Origin of the sequence: Micromonospora sp. NPDC048871 (genome assembly GCF_043198155.1) — a bacterium.
Classification (GTDB): Bacteria; Actinomycetota; Actinomycetes; order Mycobacteriales; family Micromonosporaceae; genus Micromonospora.
The window spans coordinates 93133-110062 of sequence record NZ_JBICUM010000011.1 but is presented as its reverse complement, the minus strand read 5'-3'; the positions used below and the strand labels follow the sequence as shown (position 1 = coordinate 110062).

14 protein-coding genes and 1 tRNA gene are annotated in these 16930 nt (G+C 68.9%); 4 read left to right on the top strand and 11 right to left on the bottom strand.

Annotation, left to right across the window (positions count from 1 at the left end):
* Positions 1-100 precede the first annotated feature (100 nt).
* Positions 101-173: transfer RNA gene (locus ACGFIK_RS22005), tRNA-Arg, on the bottom strand.
* A gap of 669 nt (positions 174-842) precedes the next feature.
* Here ACGFIK_RS22005 and ACGFIK_RS22000 point away from each other — a divergent pair.
* From ACGFIK_RS22000 to ACGFIK_RS21990, 3 genes are all read left to right on the top strand, one after another.
* Complete coding sequence (locus ACGFIK_RS22000) at positions 843-2120, top strand: hypothetical protein (protein ID WP_393341056.1); 1278 nt, start codon at positions 843-845, stop codon at positions 2118-2120.
* Positions 2113-2322, top strand: a complete 210-nt coding sequence (locus tag ACGFIK_RS21995) for a hypothetical protein (protein WP_393341054.1) — start codon at positions 2113-2115, stop codon at positions 2320-2322. Before ACGFIK_RS22000 ends, ACGFIK_RS21995 begins: the two co-directional genes overlap by 8 nt.
* A 333-nt stretch (positions 2323-2655) precedes the next feature.
* Positions 2656-3801, top strand: coding sequence for a hypothetical protein (locus tag ACGFIK_RS21990; protein WP_393341053.1), 1146 nt, complete (start codon positions 2656-2658; stop codon positions 3799-3801).
* A 183-nt stretch (positions 3802-3984) separates the two neighbouring features.
* On the opposite strand, the gene ACGFIK_RS21985 is transcribed toward ACGFIK_RS21990, so the two are convergent.
* The 7 genes from ACGFIK_RS21985 to fxlM all read right to left on the bottom strand — a co-directional run bounded on the left by ACGFIK_RS21985 (position 3985) and on the right by fxlM (position 11135).
* Entirely contained in the window at positions 3985-4548 is a 564-nt protein-coding gene (locus ACGFIK_RS21985) for a nucleotidyltransferase family protein (RefSeq protein ID WP_393341050.1), read from the bottom strand.
* Positions 4549-4580: 32 nt separating this feature from the next.
* Positions 4581-5015, bottom strand: coding sequence for an NUDIX domain-containing protein (locus ACGFIK_RS21980; RefSeq protein ID WP_393341134.1), 435 nt, complete (start codon positions 5013-5015; stop codon positions 4581-4583).
* A gap of 33 nt (positions 5016-5048) precedes the next feature.
* Positions 5049-5831: a thiopeptide-type bacteriocin biosynthesis protein gene (locus ACGFIK_RS21975; RefSeq protein ID WP_393341048.1), complete on the bottom strand. Its 783-nt coding sequence runs from the start codon at positions 5829-5831 to the stop codon at positions 5049-5051.
* Between the two features lie 11 nt (positions 5832-5842).
* Positions 5843-6913 carry a lanthionine synthetase C family protein gene (locus tag ACGFIK_RS21970; protein WP_393341045.1) on the bottom strand — a complete coding sequence of 357 codons (1071 nt, stop codon included), beginning with the start codon at positions 6911-6913 and terminating at the stop codon, positions 5843-5845.
* The gene (locus ACGFIK_RS21965; RefSeq protein WP_393341043.1) at positions 6910-9657 is read right to left on the bottom strand and encodes a lantibiotic dehydratase; all 2748 of its coding nucleotides are present in this window, start codon (positions 9655-9657) and stop codon (positions 6910-6912) included. Before ACGFIK_RS21965 ends, ACGFIK_RS21970 begins: the two co-directional genes overlap by 4 nt.
* Before the next feature lie 68 nt (positions 9658-9725).
* Positions 9726-9881 carry an FxLD family lanthipeptide gene (locus ACGFIK_RS21960; RefSeq protein WP_393341041.1) on the bottom strand — a complete coding sequence of 52 codons (156 nt, stop codon included), beginning with the start codon at positions 9879-9881 and terminating at the stop codon, positions 9726-9728.
* Positions 9882-9893: 12 nt separating this feature from the next.
* A complete protein-coding gene (fxlM, locus tag ACGFIK_RS21955; RefSeq protein ID WP_393341131.1) occupies positions 9894-11135 on the bottom strand; it encodes a methyltransferase, FxLD system in 1242 nt (413 codons plus the stop codon).
* 536 nt (positions 11136-11671) lie between these two features.
* Between fxlM and ACGFIK_RS21950 the strand changes: the two genes are divergently transcribed.
* The gene (locus ACGFIK_RS21950) at positions 11672-13057 is read left to right on the top strand and encodes a helix-turn-helix domain-containing protein (protein WP_393341038.1); all 1386 of its coding nucleotides are present in this window, start codon (positions 11672-11674) and stop codon (positions 13055-13057) included.
* Here ACGFIK_RS21950 and ACGFIK_RS21945 read toward each other — a convergent pair.
* The 3 genes from ACGFIK_RS21945 to ACGFIK_RS21935 form a co-directional block, all read right to left on the bottom strand.
* Positions 13037-14554 carry a S9 family peptidase gene (locus ACGFIK_RS21945; RefSeq protein WP_393341035.1) on the bottom strand — a complete coding sequence of 506 codons (1518 nt, stop codon included), beginning with the start codon at positions 14552-14554 and terminating at the stop codon, positions 13037-13039. The two genes, ACGFIK_RS21950 and ACGFIK_RS21945, sit on opposite strands and share 21 nt — an antisense overlap.
* A gap of 544 nt (positions 14555-15098) precedes the next feature.
* Entirely contained in the window at positions 15099-15815 is a 717-nt protein-coding gene (locus ACGFIK_RS21940) for a creatininase family protein (RefSeq protein WP_393341031.1), read from the bottom strand.
* A 3-nt stretch (positions 15816-15818) separates the two neighbouring features.
* Positions 15819-16904, bottom strand: a complete 1086-nt coding sequence (locus ACGFIK_RS21935; RefSeq protein WP_393341029.1) for an XRE family transcriptional regulator — start codon at positions 16902-16904, stop codon at positions 15819-15821.
* Positions 16905-16930: the final 26 nt, after the last annotated feature.

The following is a 16930-nucleotide window of genomic DNA, read 5'->3' as shown; positions in this document are numbered from 1 at the left end:
CCGCTGAGCCGGGGCATCCTCGATCGTCTACTCCAACGCGAAACCGGCTTCCGCGATCAGTGACTGACCGGTCGCGTCTCGCGTTTGCAGTTCTGTGACGTGCCCCCGGCAGGATTCGAACCTGCGACACACGGTTTAGGAAACCGATGCTCTATCCCCTGAGCTACGAGGGCGCGAGGGCCTAGTCTAGCGACCTGGGGTTCACCTGGGGTGGCAGGGAGTGGCCCACGTTCACCCACGTCACCCGGACCCCTGTTCGGCCAGCCCAGGACCACAGCTCGAGCACACGAACCCCGGTTTGCGACCGGCGGTCGGCCGGGTGCCCCGCGTTGGCACCGGTTCACCCAGGTTGGCATCCGCTGGAGAGCACACGTCGAGCACAGCACGCAAGATCATGACCGGGGCCGCCCGTTAGTCCAGTCGCCGCGACTTGTCGCCGGAAGACGTGCAGTCCAGCGACTGACCGAAGCTGGTCAAGGTTCAGTGCCGGTGCTGCTCCCAATGCAGGTCGAGTCACCCGGGGGTGTCAGCATCGAGCCGGCCGACCGACTTCGACACGGACCCTAGAGCCGCCGGATCACTGCGCCAAACGGCAGTCTGTGGCCGGACACCGTGGCCGCGATCGGTGCGCCGTGCCCGACCCGACGCCGCCACGAGGACGACGGCGCAGGCAAGCCCGTGAAGAGCGACCACCGGAAGCCGACCACTACGTTTGCCCTGCTCCGCGGCACCGACTGAGAAAACTGGGGAGTTGAACCAAGATTTTTTGCAAGTTCGGGCGGATCTCGCGGCTGGGAGATAGGAGAGTCCAGCACCAGCCCCTATGAGGAGTACGACCAACCATGAACGCGCACGACCACGACCGGAGCAGCCCGGCCGGAGATCGACAGAGCCGGGAACCTGCGCCGAGCAGCATCCCGGCCGGCAAAGCGGAGCAGTTGCTGCCGGTGCGGCAGACGGCCTTCCACCGGGAATTCCCCCGTGTCGGGTCGGCGGAGCTCAAGGCGATCGTGTATGCCTCGCAGATGCTCGCCCAGCACGAGAAGACGATCAAGAGCATCATGGCCGCGTCGGGCGCGATGGCGCGGGTCGCCGAGATCGCCGACCAGGCAGCCACGAGGCAGGCCATGAAGATCGCCGCTGCGCCCGCGACGGCCCGCGCCGTCGAGGTCGTCACCCCCGCCGCAGTGCGGACCGTCGAGTCCGCCCGCGCGCAGTTGGCCTCACCTGCGACGAACCTGCTCGCCTCCATTCAGGCCGGGCCGCAATTCACCTTCGCGCTGGCGTCGTCCGCCCAGATTCACACTTTCGCGACAGGCGTAACCCCCCATCTGGCCACGATGGCGGACGCCATACCTTCCCGGGCCGCACTGGAGGCCTTCCGCACACAGAACTACCTGCAGGTCATGTCCCATACGCGCGGCCTGTGGTCGATGCCCGACGTGCTGGGCGACCTGTTCCGCGACTGGCGGCGTGCCGTCGAGCTGCAGGGCCCGGACCGAACGTTGGCCAGCCAGGCGTACAACGCGGCGCTCCGCACGCGGGAGGCTATCCTCCAGAAACCGGACTCCCAGGCTGCGGTCGCCGAGTTCGGAATGACGTGGCTGGGTTTCCGCAGGATGCCGCAGGCCCGGATCGACGCGACCGTGGCGGCGCTGCTCGACGACGACTGGCTGGACGCCGCCGAAACGAACTTCCCGACCGTGATGCGCTTGCGGGTCAACGAGCAGCACGAGGCGCACCGGCCGATCTGGGAACGACAGATCAAGGGCCGGCTGATCGACTCCCTCGACAGGCCCGTCCTGCTGAACCCGATGGCCGACCCCGTCTCTTTGGTCGACGTCATCCCGGGTGCGGAGGTCGTGGAGCAGCAAGTCCTCTCCGACGTCGGCGGATGGGACGATCCGCGCATCGGCCGGGTGCTGAGCCGGCTCAACGACGACGAACGGGCCATTGCTGCAGCGTTCGCGCAGAACCCTGACGCCTCTTGGGAGGTGGCCGCGAGAGTGAGTGGGAGGGATGAGCGGTTCGGCATCCGGGTCCAGCGCAAGCTGAAGCGTGAGGGCGAGCGGATCTCCGCCCGCCTCGCCGCTGCTGGTGCGGGTGGCGACCGTGGGTGACCTGTCGACCGGTCCGCGCGACATCGAACCGCTGCTGACCGTGCGCGCCGCTGTGGTGCTCCTGCTCGCCGTCCTGACCGGCGTGGCGGCTGGTGTTCTGATCCACCTGGCCGGGCAACCGCTGGCCGCCGCCGTTTTGGTTGGCGGCGGTGCCGTCGGTGCCGCGATCCCCCTGTTCCACAGCATCATCGGTCGTCGGTGACCCGGGCTCTACCTGGTCATCGTCAGCGTGGTCTGCGTTTCGTCGTGCCGGCCACACGCCGGGCCGGCTCGGCGTGTGGCCAGTCAGTCCTTTGGCCCGATGCGCGCGTGGTTCGGGCAGTAGGGCGCCAGCTCGGACTCCTGTTCGACAGGGCCGGTACGCTCGAATGGGAGATGCTCCCAGAGTTTCGTCAAGATTTTTTGCCGGTTCGGGCGGGCCCGGGACCTGAGAGGTGAGAGGCCACTAACGAGCAGCTGAAGGACCTACCTGATGCCGTACGACGAGCACTACATCCCTTCGGAGCCCGAGCCAAGTTCCCCGTGGATACGGCGGATGTCCGCCGACGTGGGCATCGACGGTATGCGGTGGACCCCGGACGGGTCGATCGCCGCCTTCCAGTGCAAGTCCACAGACAGCCGCTACCCAGACGGTTCCCAACGGAACCTGCAGCACTTGTTCGGGGACTGTCCGGAGTGCGCCGGTTGGTACGGGCCGCTTCACGGAGACCTTAGCGCCAGCAACATCACTGTGGCCGCGTCTAATGCCTACTTCAGCGGGCTCGACCCCGCCGCAGTCACCGAAAAGATGATCTGGGTCATCGACGACGTGGAACAGCACCTTAACGTTGGGGAATTGCTGCGCCAGCTGACGCCCGACCCGGAGATCCAGGTTCTGGTGGCCAGCGACCCGAGCGACGACCACCTGCCACCTTACGGCTTAAGCGGTGCTCCAGTCGTTGACGCTATCGACCGTGGCAAGGTCATCCGCCTGCTCAAGCATTGGAACTCGGTATCACAGCGCGGCACCACACCGCAGTTCGCGTTCGAGGTATTGACGGCAACACTCCTGACGGACCATCTCGCCGTTGGCGCCGCCCGCTGTGCCGTGCGGGCCGCCTACCAAGCACGGCAAGCAGTCGTACAGGACCCCGTAGCCAGCGGACCAATCGTGGCGCGGTTCGCCGAAAGATGGCTCGGCCTCCGCCCGAGCGACATAAACATCGCCGCCACGGGCAATGCCCTGCTGCAGGCGCCGCTCGATGGCGCTCACCCAGATGGAGACCATGCCGTGGTTCGCCGGCTCCGCTCCGGCGTCCGGGATCAACGACGGGCGTGGCGCCTCATCGGTGAGACAGAGCTGCGTGGCCGTACGGTTGACTCCCTAGACCGGACCCTAACGAACATGGGCACCGACAGCCCTTGGACCGTGGCCGACACCGTCGCCGGCGGCGCCCCGGTGGACAGCGTCGACGGGTGGAACGACCCGAGGCTGCACCGGGTGCTCGCCCGCCTTCAGCCCGATGAGCTGCAGGTCACCATGTCAAAGGCACACGATGGGCTCACCTGGTCCGCGGCGGCGCTAGCCTGCGGCAAGACCGTGGAGTTCGGCGAGCGGGTCCGATGCAAGCTCAAGCGGCTCGGCGCCGAACTGACCGCCCGGATCGATGCAGCGGCCAAGGCACGGCACCAGCTCGCTTGACCTCCTGCGACCGCTCGCCTCGGCACCGCTATGAGTATCGAACCGAGACAAGATCTTTTTATTACCGCCCTCAGCAACCACCGATCCGGGACGCCGTAGTTGGGGTCGATGCCGATCGGCTCCAGACCCGAGGTCCCAGCCCTCGGCGGCAACCCCTCCGAGGGCTTCGAGCGCCGGCTCAGATCACGCGCGGATGCCCGGCCAGCGGTCGGTGGGGCGGTGACGGACGAGTCTTTGCCGGGAGATCTCCGGGCTGACCCGGGTCGGGTTGCGCCGCCACACCCCGTCGAGCAGGTCGTCGAGGCCGTGCGGCGCACACACCGGGATCTGGTCGTACGCGTCGAGGCGTACCGGCACGGCGGTGGCGTACTCAGGCCAGGTGCCATCGGCATCGGTGATGGTCCGCAACGGGGCCACCGGGTTGCCGCCGAACTTCGCCGGATACCAGGTGTGCACGGCGGCCTGGTTCTTCGCCTCCCACGGCGGCGCCGGCCAGGCCGCCACCAGCCGCCGGGTAGCCCGGTCGTCGTTGTCGCGGCTCAGGTCCGCCGGGTCGAGGAAGACGACGTCGACATTGCGGACCAGCGAGAGGTCGAAGCCATCGCCGTACCGCTCGCCCCAGACCAGGTCGCGGATGGCGCCCGCACCGATCCAGGCGTCCGGCAGGCCGGAGTCCCGGACGACGCCCAGCGCCCGGATCATCCATGGGCTGCGCAGGACCAGGTCCCGCAGTTCGTCTTCTCGCATCGTTCGCCCGACTGTCGCTGTTGGAATTCTGGTCAGTCGAACAACCGGCCCACAAGCGCGCCCTGGCCAGACTGCAGGACGTGCGCGGTCCGTAGCGGTACCCAGAAGCACTCGAAGCGGGTGGGCTCCTGCTCGCCGTCGTGGTCTTCCTGGCTCGCCCATCGCTCGGGCGCCGGCCCGTGCAGTGCCAACTCGAAGACGTGCCGACGTTGGATCTCGAAGCGGAGCGGGCTGAGGTCGTACTCGATCTCCCCTAGCTTGCGCACGACGGTGAAGCCGGTCAGTCCGGTCTCTTCGCGGGCCTCGCGCAGCGCCGCGTCCGCCGGGTCCTCACCGGGGCGAACGCTGCCGCCGGGCACCTGGATGCCTACCTTCTCGTAGCTGAAGTCGGTGTGGCGGAAGACGAGCAAGTGACCTTCCCGCACGACGTAGCAGAGAACCTTGTTGGTGATCACCTTCTCGGGCACGGTGCCTTCCTCCACTCCTTTCCTTTGGTGCGTCTACCCGGGGTCTGGCAGGTCCGTATCGGGCAGGCCGAAGATGGCTTCCTGGGCCGCTCGGGCGAGGGTGGCCTGGGTGGTGGCGGGTAGTCCGAGCCTGTTCCAGTGGAAGATCACGTGCAAGGCGATTACTGCCCGCAGACCACGGGTGAGTGTGCCCCTTTCCCGTTGGCGGTGTAGAGCCGCGCCGGCGTGTGCGAATGCGGTGTGCCAGTCGCCGGAAGTGCGAGGTGCGCCGAGCAGCAGGCTTCGAACGTCTCCGGTGAACCTCTCCCACCTGCGGGCATCGGTTGTGGGTGCCTGGTTGAGGTGTGCTGCGCGGTGCTCGAGGACTTGGGCCCAGACGTCGCCTTGCTCGTTGGGGTCCAGCCCTGCTGCGCGCATCAGGGCGGTGCACAGGATCAGGGAGTGTTCGCGCCGGGTGGTGGGGTGCTGGTGGAGGTAGGTGAGGAGGTGGCGGCTGTCGTGGTGGAACAGCGTGTGGGCGGTGGTCGTGGCGTCGTGGCCGCCGAAGGCGTGGGTTTCGGGTTCGTAGATGTCGCCGGTCCAGGTGGCCCCGTCGGTGAGTAGCCGGCGGGCCTGGTCTCCGCTGTCGGGGCTGGTTGTAGGGAGGTAGCGGATGCGCCAGGCGCCTTTGCGGATGAACCACCAGGAGGTGATCAGGCCGGCGGTCTCGGCGGCGGGAAGCACTCGGCGCAGGTGGGCGACGGCCTGTTTCTCGCGCTCCTGGGCGGTCTGGCCGGGGTAGGTGATGTTGACCTGGTGCCAGGGGGTGTGGTCCACGGATGGCTCTTTCAGGTGAGGAGGAGACAGGCGTCCCAGGCGGTGGCGACGGCCGTGACGAGGTCGGCGCCTGTCCTGCCATCGAGCAGCCCTTCGGGCTCGTTGGTGGTGGGGGCGGTCTGCCGGTGGAGATCTTCTACGGCAGCCAGGGGTATCAAGGTGAGGGCATCGGAAGCGACCCGGCGGGCGGTGGCCACCAGTCCGGCGGTGCCGTGGCACAGGCTTCGGTCGGTGAGCCGTCGAAGCTGTTCGGGGTCGGTGACGCAGCTGGTGAAGGCGGTCTCGGCGAGGCGCTGCCGAGTGGTGTCGCGCAGGGCTTGTGCGGTGAGTTGCTGGGCGCGGGCTATGCCGGGGGTGCCGTAGCACCAGGACGGCCGCAGCGGGGTTTGCTGGGCCGGCGTTGTGCGGTGCAGGTCGGTGAGGGTGATGGTTTGCGGCCACCAGATCGTGCCGTCGGTGTGCTGCTGCCAGGCGTCCAGCCATCGGCTGATGCGGTTGATCGCCGTGGTGTGTCCGGCGACGGTGATGCCGTCGCGGAGGGTGAGGGCGAGCAGTGCCAGTGGGCCGGTGATGCCGTGGGCCATGCCGAAGTTCGCGTGACCGCCGGGGGGCGGTGGCTGGTGGCGTTCGGGCCCGTTCCAGCACCACCAGCCGGGCAGTTCGTCGCACGGTTCGGTGAGCCGGACGAGGTAGTCCAGGACCTGGCGGAGCAGGTCGTGATCGCCGAGCCGGCGCAGGACGACGCCGAGGCCTGTCAGCCCGCGGATGAGGTCGTACTCGGCGTAGTGCGGCTGCTGGTGGCGGTCGATGCGGCGGTGGGCGGCGTCGAGCCGTCGGCGAGTCACCGTGGCGGTGCCGTCGGCGGTGGCCGCTCGTGCCTGGGCGAGCCCTAACTGGTCGGTGGTGGCGAGGACGAAGGCGAGTGCGGGAGCGCCGTAGAAGAGGCTGGCTCCGTCGCTGATGCTCACGCCACCGGCGGTGGCTTCGCGTAGTGCCTTGTGCGCTGCGCGCCGATTGCCGGTTTCGAGGTGCAGCAGGGCGATGCCGGCCGCGCCGTCGGCGAGGGACTGCCCTGCGGTCACGGCTTGAGCCTGGCGAGGGTGGCGCGGGCGATGGTGCGGGCCAGCCGCAGGCAGTGCTGTTCGGAGGTGAGGTCGACGCCGATCATGCGGGCGTGGTGCAGGTGCAGCAGGTCGCCCAGCACCTCGTCGGGGTCGAGTCCGTCATCGACGACCAACGGCCGGTAGGCGGCCAGTGCTGCCGCGAGTCGCTCGTCGTGCACTGGGCGCCGGGCGTGTTCGAGTTGGGCGGGGTTGAGGCGGGGGCCGGTCCGGTGGGCGATGTGGGTGGTGAGCCAGCGCGGGCCGTCGCCGGTGAAGCCTTCGGCGATGATGATCATCCCGGCGGCGGTGGTGGCTTGTCGGTCTCCACTAAGTCGGCACATTGCGGCACGGGAGTCGGCGGCGAACACCCGCTCGGCGGCGGCGAGGGTCGCTGCGGAACCGTAGCGGGTCTCCGGGCGGTACGGATGGATGCTGTAGTCGTGTACGAGGGCGTCATCGTGCAGGTGCTGCACCCAGTCGGCGAGATGACGGGCGATGTCGGCGAATCGGTCGGTGTCCGATAGTGGGATGCGTAGCCGCAGGTGTAGCTCGGGATGGGGATACCGCAGGAACCACCAGCCGGCTGGAAGGTGGTCGGCGGGGCGGCCGGCGAGGTCGGCCAGGATGCCGTCGAGGTGGCCGTACAGGTGTGCCTCCAGCCACCGTGACCGCCCAGGCCAGTGCTGAACAGTGGTCGCGGTTCGGGCTGGCCGGGCTGTTCGGGCGGCCGGCGCGGGGTGGATGAGGGTGAGCAGGAGTTCGGCAGGGCGGTCGTCGATCCAGCCCGCCGGCCCTGGCGCCTCAGCGATCACGGCGCGGGGATGCCGGTCGAGGTGGTCTCGTAACACAGCCAGGTGGGCCGGGTTGTCCAGGTCAAGGCGTAGGCGTATGTCGTCGTCGCCGACCAAGACCCGCTGCGGGATGTGCCGCTGATGGCGGTGTCGCTGCCAAGCGTCGCACCACTGCTGCCATCCGGCGCCTTGAGCGGGAAGCGCGGTGTGGTCGATGATCCAGCGGGCGGGGTGCACGACCGTGCGTCCTCGCCGCAGGCGGGGTAGGAACGGCAGGCCGCTGGCGTGTCCCCAGTCGAACCGGCTGCAGGGTGCCGTCCAGGCGGTCCAGATCTCGGTCAGGAACCGCATCAGCGGCTGCTGCAGCGTGGGTAGCAGCACGCTGTTGAACAGCAGCGGTTCGACGGGCTGACCGGCGGCCAGCGATACCAGCCACAGCCGACGTCCGTCGCCGACCACCGCCAGGTCCTCAAGCGTGTACGGCGGTGCCGGGTGGAAGTCGCCGACAGGAAGGACGGGCAGCAGTTCGGGCGTCCGGGCTACTGCGGTGAGGCGGGCGTCCAGTGGGGGTCCGGACAGCTGCACCGTGGCTGCGCCGGGCAGGGCGGTCGGTAGTTGCCGGTAGACCTGTTGGAATCCGGCGAGTTCGGCGGGGGTGAGCAGGTGCAGGAACCGGGCTGCGGCGACCCCGGCGTGGCGGGACCCGCTGAGGACCGTCAGGGTGAACGCGCCGCGGTCCAGATCGTGCGGAGTGTCGGCGGCGAGGGTGAACCGCAGTTCGGTGTGCGGGATCGGTGGCCGGTCGTCATTCCCGCGTAGCCGGTCGATCAGCGCGTCGTCGAGCACCACCTCGGCGCAGGCGTCGAGTGCGGCCTGCTGCGCGAGCTGTCCGAGCAGCCGGTCGCGGGCGTTGAACAGCGCTGGGGCGCGGCGAGTGGATCCCCGGTAGCCGGCCGGGAACCCCAGCACGTTGAGCACCTCGCGGATGGGAACGGCCGCTCCTGGACCCCATCGCTCGATGAACACGCTGTGGTACTCGGCCCATCCGGGGGTAGGTGGTGGCGCTACCGCCACTAGGGTCGACGCGGCCCGCTCCGCCTCGTGCAGGACCGGCGGGGGCAGGGTCACGGCGATGTCGGCACGTAGATCGACGGCGGTCCGGCTGCCCGGCGTCGGAATGACGCAGTGGCGGGCGACCTGAGCGGCCAGGTCGGTGGCGGTCATGGGCGGGCGGAGAGCCGACAGCAGCACCCCGGTGTGAACCAGGTCGGCCAGCAGCCGCTCGGCGTCGGCGATGCTGGCGGGTCCAGCGACCCTCGCGGCGAGGTCGGTGAACCTGACCGGGGACTGCGCGGCCTGGATCGCGGCCCGGATCGGGCCGGTCAGGCGGACCTCGACGTCCCACCGCCGATCGTCGCGGGCGTGGGCACAGGGCAAAATCCACCTGTCGCCGCGCCGGTATCCCAACGAGTTCGTCACGACGGGGACGGTGCGCAGGGTAGCCAGGTCGTGTTCGGCCCGCGCGGTGTGCTCGGCGATGAACTGGCCGTCGGGGCGGGAGACCGCGCGATGGGCGTCACCCAGGCAAACCGCTGCGCGAGCGCCGATCTGGACCGGGGCGACGCCGGCGAACGTGCCGAACGGGGTCGCACGGGTGGTCCAGCGCAGCAGGTACCGGACCGCTGACTGCACCAGGCGCCGCAGCCGCTGCTGAGGCACCAGGTCACCGCTCAGTGTGTGTTGGATCTGATCGGCCAGCTGCGGTGCCGCGCCGGTGACGGCTGCCGCGAACCCGGGCAGCGTCCACGTTGTGTCCAGCCACTCGCGCCACTGATCCGGATGACCATGGGCCATGTCGGGCCAGGGAGGCAGAACGAGGCCCTTGGGGTAGGCGGCGATTCTGATCAGCGCCGCACCAGCTGCGGGAACCATATGCACCACCGAATCGACGGGCCCGGCGCGCTCGACGCCGGGCCCGATCGGGAGAGGAACGGATGGGGTCAGTTGCCGCCGTCGCACTTCGTGGTGCAGGCGTTGGAGCCGGTGTTGCCGGAGCCGCACCCGTCGTCGGTGGCGGTGGCGTAGCCGCCTGCGGTAGGGCCGGCGTCGACCAGGCTGACGTCCAGGGCGAACTCCGAGGCCTCGGTTTCGTTCACGTGCGTTCCCTTCTATGCGGGGGTGAAGGTGAGGACGAAGCGGCTGTGCCGCTTGTCCAGCACCGTCCCGGCCGGCAGGTCGCCGTCGGGAGTACCAGCGGGCAGGACGTGCAGCACCGGTGAAGGGCTGCCCGCATACAGCCATGCGCGCATCTGTCCGACCATCCGACCGGCCGCCGCCGCGGCGGCGGGCCCATGAGCGCAGGCGCTCAGGTCGAACATGTCGTCGTCGTTCCAGCGCAGCGTCGAGCGGTAGCAGAACGCGCCGTCATCGAGGGCGGCCGGTGTGCCGAAGCGCCACGCCGGGGCGACGACGCCCGCATCGACGGCCTCCTGCTGGGCCGTGAGAACAACGAACCGCTGTCCCGCACCGGTGATGCGGGTCGCCAGCCACAGGTCGAGGTCAGCCAGGACGGTACGAGGGGGCAGGCTCACCCCGGCCCATGCCCGAGCGGGTGCCTGCGCCAACAGCTCACCGACGGCGTGGCGATTGACCTGCTGGTCCTCGTCCAGCCGCAGGTGGACCCCGTCAGCGATGTCGACGTACCGCACCTCGTGCGCCCCAGCGCCCTGCATCGACACGAACCCGCACAACCGCTGGCTGTGGCTGACCAGCCGGTCGCCGGTCCGGCGCATCGCCCACGAGCGGGTCATCCCGAACGTCCGTAGCGGCACGACCAGCGTTCCGTTCTCGGCGAGCTGCGCGATCCAGGCCGGTGAGATGTCCCACGCGCCGACCGTGACGATGATCAGGTCGTATGAACGGCCCGGGTTGACCGGTTGCTCGGCATCCGCGCACACCACGACCACGTCGTCGTAACCCGCCGCGGTGAGGCAGGCGGTGGCCCGGTCGGTCACCTCACGGTCGATGTCCACGGTCGTGACCGAGCCCGACGTGCCGACCAGCTCGCGCAGCAGAGCGGCGTTGTACCCGCCGGAACCGATCTCCAGGACGTGCCGGCCGGCCAACCCGCCGTCGACGGCGTCGGCGGCCTGACCGAGCATCTCCGCGATGAGCCACGGCGCCGACACCGAACTGACCGCCTCGTCGCCGATCCGCTTGGTCACCACGGCCTGGTCGGCCCGGTACGCCTCCGCCAGCGCGGCATCCGGAGTGAACAGATGGCGTGGCACGGACCGTAGCGCCGCCTCCACCTCGGGCCGCATGACCAGCCCTTTCTCCGTGTGATCAGCGACGAGCTGATCGACCATTGCGGCGTGGAGGTCCTCGCCGCTCGCCGTGTCGACACTCATTCGGGTGCTCTCCCTCTCCATCAGGGCCTCCCGATCGGGTGGCCCGCCGTACCGCTCTTCTTCGAGACCAACAGAGCGTCAAGCCGCTGGACTCGCCGAGTCACACGGGTATCTCACGTCGATGTGGTGCCGGTCGAAGGTCGCCTCCTACTGGCGCTCATGGGTGCCCGGGTAAGCGCCCAGATGCCCATAGGCATGATCGTTCGTGCGGCGGGAAGGCCGGGGTGCCGCCGTTTATCAAGATCACGGCGCGGAGCGGACTCCTGCTGCACTGCAGCCTCCCGTGCTAGGTCGGTGGCGGATCTGACGAGCAGCCATCGGCACGTCTCCACACTCGCCCGTCGAGCCGGTGGAGTGAATGCCGAGCATGCGGACGAAGCGGTTGTCCGCATCTGAGCCACCGGATTGGCGTCTCCCGCACCTGTGCATCTCGGTGTTCGTGGTTGCGCCGCGCTGAACACCGAGTGACCCTATGTGCGCGATAGTCACGCTGATCATCGCCATAGTGGTGCGAACAGTCACGAGGAGGCGGTGCTGTGGGGCAGACCCCGCGGATGCTCCAGCCGTCCCTGTCCGAGCGTCACTTCTTCGGAGCCGAGCTGCGTCGGCTGCGGGAGCGGGCCAATTTCTCCCAGGCGCGACTCGGCGCGATGATCCGCTTCAGCGCCGACCTGGTGCGTCGGATCGAGACAGCGGACCGTTTCCCGTCCCGGGAATTCGTCGAGGCCTGCGACAGGGCGTTGGAGGCCGGAGGGGCCTTGACCCGCCTGCTCCCTCTTCTCGAGGAAAGCCGCAACAGCGAGAACAAGCGGGCAACTTCACCGAGCGGCTCTGGCAACGCAGACACCCTGCTGCCCACCCAGTTCGAGGAGAAGCCCGCGGTGGCGGGCATGGTAGTCCGTGTTCCCTTCCAGCCCGGCGTTCTCGACCGCGCCGCCCTCGACTGGCTGAACGCTGCGGCGGGACCCCGGCCGCCCGTGGCCGGACGACCCGGCTCACCTGACCAGGTCGACGAAGAAGATCTTCATTCGGCGGAGACCGCTCTGGCGATGTTCCGGCAGTTGGACCACACCCACGGCGCCGGACGAGTCCACGCCCAGGTGCAGCGGTACGTCGAAGGCGAACTGAACCGGCTGTTGGCGAACACTCCCACCTCCGAAGCTGTCGGCCGCCACCTCTACACGCTGGCGGCGGGATTCTTCGAGCTCTGCGGGTACCAGGCGGTCGACACCGGCGCCCATGGCCTCGCCCAGCGCCGCTACCTCCGCGCTCTACGTCTGACGGAAGCCGTCGGCGACCGCCTGTACGGCAGCTACCTGCTCGCCGTGAACATCGGCCACCTCGCACTGCACTGCGGGCACCCCGAGCCGGCACGCAGGATGGCGCTGACGGCGGTGCGAGGAAGCGAGACCCGGGCGACGCCTGCCGTGGCAGCCGCGCTGCACGCGGTGGTGGCGCGTACGCACGCCCGCCTTGGACGCGAAGAAGACTGCCTGACCCACCTCGACATCGCGGAAAGGCAACTGGCCCGTGCCAAGCCCGAGAACGAGCCGGCGTGGATCGGGTATTTCGACGGGGCGTACCTCGCTGACGAGATCGCCCACTGCTTCCACGACCTGGGCCGACCGCAGCACACCCAACGGCACCTGGGTGACGCCCTCACCGCCCTGAGCCCCACCCATGTCCGGCGACTCGCCATCGACACCGCGCTCCTGGCCTCGTCGCTGGTCGCCGCCGGCCGCATCGACGAAGCCTGTGCCACCGCACGCGAGGCAGTCGACCACGCCGCACGAACCACCTCACACCGCTGCCTGCAGCGCATCGTCGAGGTACAGGCCGACCTCGAGCCCTACCGGTGCGAGCCGGAGGTCCGCGAGTTCGGCGAGTACGTGCGTCACCGACTACCGCTGGCCGCCGTGTAACGCCCGTTGGTCGTTGGCCGCATCCGCCATCACCGAGCGGTAGTGGGCCAGCTCGGCCTCCAGCGCCGCGCCAGCTTGAGGAGACGACGCCACGTAGTGGCCGACATCAGGAAGAAGCAGCACCTCGGGTGCCATGCCGCAAGACGTCAACTCGTCGGCGAGTTCGCGGACATCCTCGACCACGGCCACCTCGTCGGCGCTGCCGTGAATGAGCAGCACCGGCCGTTGGACAGCAGCGGCACGGACCCGGCCGGCACCACCTCGCAGCCGCATCGCGTGCGCCCGCTGGAACCGGGGCACCGTCTGCGCCCACCGGTCAGGATCCACGATCGCCGACACGGCCGTGGCAGCGGCGAACGGACCGTCCTGGGCCACCGCGTGCAACGCGGTGTAGCCACCGGCGCTGGCACCACGGATGAACACCTGCCCCGGCACCGCCCGCCCCGTCGACAGCAGGTGGACCGCCACCGCCGCGCAGTCATCGACGTCGTCCAGACCCCACCGGCCGTACAGCGACTCCCGGAACACCCGGCCGTACCCGGTGCTACCCAGATAGTCGACATCAACGACGGCGAACCCATGGCTGGTGAAGAACTGCGCCTGCCAGTCCAGGCGCAGCAGGCAGGAGGCGGTAGGCCCGGGATGGGCCCGCACGATCACCGGTGCCTGCCAGTCCGCCGCCTCGCCCGTCGGCGGATACACCAGGGCAAGCACCTCCCGACCACTGGCCACCCGAACGCGCAGCTCCGTCGGCGTCGACACTCCCACCCCGTCGAGTCCGGCATGCTCCGACCTGGCAAGCACCTCCACCTGGGGGTCAGCGTCAGCCAGGTCCACGATCGCGACCTGCGGGGCTACGGTCGGTGACGATCCGATCAACGCCACCGTCATCCCTCGGACGGCCAGGTACGGCTTGATCGACGTGTACGGCAGGTCGACCGGGCGGACAGTGCCGTCGGCCTCGACGACGACAAGGCGGTGTCGCGGCCCCTCCTGCACCGCCACGACGATCCGACCGTCGTCGAGGAAGCCGTACGACGCGTAACCCAGCTCCCACGGCTCCGCGGCGCACTCGCCCGCGATCGGTGCCACCGCCTCCACCCTGTGGCCGTCCCACCGGTAGAGGTTCCACCAGCCACTGCGGTCCGACACGAAGTACAACGCCCCGTCGGGTCCCCACCGCGGCTCCACCGCAGACTCCTCCGGACCGCCGGCCAGTCTCACTGCACCGTCGACCTGACCACGCGGCGAGTAGGACGCCACCCATACCTCACACGCGTCCCACGGCATGTCGCGCTCGCTCCACGCGGTCCAGGCCAACCAACCCGGACCCGGCCGAGGCGCACCGAGAAACCCCGGCGACGAGACGAGGGTCCGCACCTTCGGAGCACCGGTGAGCGACACCGCGACGAGTTCGTCACCCTGCCCAGACTCCCGCACAGCTAGCAACTCGCCGTCGCCGACCGTCAGGTCACCGAAGGATCCATGAGCGATCAATTCGAGTTGATCGTCGGAACGACGACTCCGGTAGAGGCCGTCTCGGCCGACGCACCACAGCGTCCCCTTGGCAGCAGCGAAAGATCCACCCCCGTACGCGTGAATGCCGCTGGCGACATCAAAGCCCTTCGGACTGACATCACGCTGGCCCTCGCCGGACCGCCACCGTGTCACTGCCGTGCCTCCGCCGGCGTCGGGACGGGTCTCCAGCCAGTACAGGGCGTCATCACCCATACGCAGTTGGTCGTAGCTCACCGAGGCGCGGACGGCGTCTTCCACCGACACTTCAGCGATCCTGTCAGCCGGCCTCACGGGTCCTCCTCGAACAACTGCACGCGGGGCGGACGACGGCGGTCTAGTCAATCGGTCGCAGGGACACTGGGATGGCCAGGTCTTTCGTGCCGGTGTGCGGGCCTAGACGGCCGACTACGTCCGAGCGCCGTGCCCCTGCCCTTGGAGCACCCCGCAGACTGCCTCCGCCCGATCGCTTTTCTTGGGGGCAAAGTCGATACGGACAAAGGCTCCCGTTCAGCATCACTCCTGATCATGCCTTGTGTCTCAACAGGAGGCCGTGATGGTCGGCGAAGGAGCGAACGAGGTCTTCGAGTACGGCTTTGCCCTGGGCTGCGGTGGCGTGGGACGGCAGGCCGATGACGCCGCTGGTGGTGTAGCCACTCATGCCCTGCGTGAGGAGGTGACGCCGATCGTCCGCTAGATGGTCGGCATACTGGAAACCGTCACGCACCACCTCGGGCGCGACGTGCAGGAGCAGCGAAACCTCGAGCTCGCCCGCGTGCATGTCCTGGTGGGCTGTGCTGTGTAGGCCTGCGGCCACTCGGGCTTCGTCCCAGTCGGCCCGAGAGGGGAACAGAGTCATCCTCGGTCCGGCGACGTTGGCTTCCTGAACGACGTTGGCAAGCGCGTAGTTGCCGCCGTGTCCGTTGATCACAGCGAGCTGATTGATGCCTGATTGACGCAGGGAGGCGGCGATGTCACCGACCACGGCGGCGAGGGTGGTGGCGCTGATACTGACCGTTCCACGCCACGCCGCGTGTTCGTGGGAGCAGGAGATCGTCACGGGCGGCAGCAGAAAGAGGTCGTAGCGCTCGGCGACGGCCTTCGCGATCGCGCAGGCCACGATAGTGTCCGTCAGCAGCGGCAGGTGGGCGCCGTGCTGTTCAAAACTCCCGACCGGAAGGATCGCGATGGACGCCGCTCGCTCGGACTCCTCGGTGCTCGTCGCCGTCGTGATCAGATCCACGGGCTAATGGTTGCACGCTTCAAGAGTGGCCTGCCGATAGGCGCGCACGAAGGTCGCCGCCTCCGGAACGGCTGTCTGCTGGCGCAGGGCCACCGCCGTCGGGTTCAACCAGCGCAGAGCCCGTGCTGACGAGGTACCCGTGGCCAAGGTCAATGCGTTGGTGGCCTCGATCGCTGCGCGCTCAACGTCGCCACTGTTGATGTAGGCGGTGGACAAGGCCGATCGCCACAGGGCCTCATCGACGCGCCACTGATCTGGCCATTGGCGCAGGAGTTGCTCGTAGAGATCGGCGGCAGCCGCCGGTTGACCGAGGAGCAGACGGCATTGTGCTTCGTGGGCAGCCACATACACCAGGTCGCAGTGGGCACCAACATCGACCGGCAACGCCGAGCCCCAATCGGCGCGGCCCGCGATCCTGTGCGCCTGGTCGATGGTAGCTGCGCAGGCGTTCTGGTCACCTCCCATCGCGTAGGCCTGGGCCTGGCGGACCAGCAGTAAAGCGCGGATGCGGCCTGGTAACCGAACCTCGTCCAGCGCCCGCTGCGCCAAGGCAGCAGCATTACGCGGGTCGAAGCGCTCAAGGGCTCGTTGGCTCTGCCTCATCAGGACATAGCTGGCAAGCGCCGGCGCGTTCGCTTCGACGGCGTGCCGCTGGGCGCGTCGCAGCCAGGCGTCAACCTCGGCGGCGTCGCTCTGCTCGTCGATCCAGCTGAGGAACTCCGCCCACAGCGCCTGCGCGATTAGTACGTCTCGGCGGTCGGCTGAACGGCTTCGCCGCCCGATGGCGGCTGCGACGCCAATCTGCGCATGGGCAGTGGACGCCATCCCGACATATCCGGTGCGGTTTCCGGCAACGGCCAGACTGGCAAGCTGCTCATGCCACGAGCGGAGCAGGTCGGTCTTGTCGGGGTGATCGATGGAGGCCCGGAGTTGGCCCTCCGCACCCTCGGCCAAGCGGTAGCCGACACCGGTGAGGCGGCGCGCGCTCTCCAGGTCTGCCAGGAAGCGGACCAACTCGCCACCTGTCTGCAGTGCGCCTTCACACGACTCGACGAAGCGGGCGGACGGCCAACGTTCGGCTTTCTCCACCTTGCCGATGAGGTCCCCACTGACGT

Coding starts and splice junctions, on each gene's coding strand:
- fxlM (WP_393341131.1), bottom strand. CDS start 11,135: ATGAGTGTCGACACGGCGAGCGGCGAGGACCTCCACGCCGCAATGGTC.
- ACGFIK_RS22000 (WP_393341056.1), top strand. CDS start 843: ATGAACGCGCACGACCACGACCGGAGCAGCCCGGCCGGAGATCGACAG.
- ACGFIK_RS21985 (WP_393341050.1), bottom strand. CDS start 4,548: ATGCGAGAAGACGAACTGCGGGACCTGGTCCTGCGCAGCCCATGGATG.
- ACGFIK_RS21990 (WP_393341053.1), top strand. CDS start 2,656: ATGTCCGCCGACGTGGGCATCGACGGTATGCGGTGGACCCCGGACGGG.
- ACGFIK_RS21965 (WP_393341043.1), bottom strand. CDS start 9,657: ATGGTTCCCGCAGCTGGTGCGGCGCTGATCAGAATCGCCGCCTACCCC.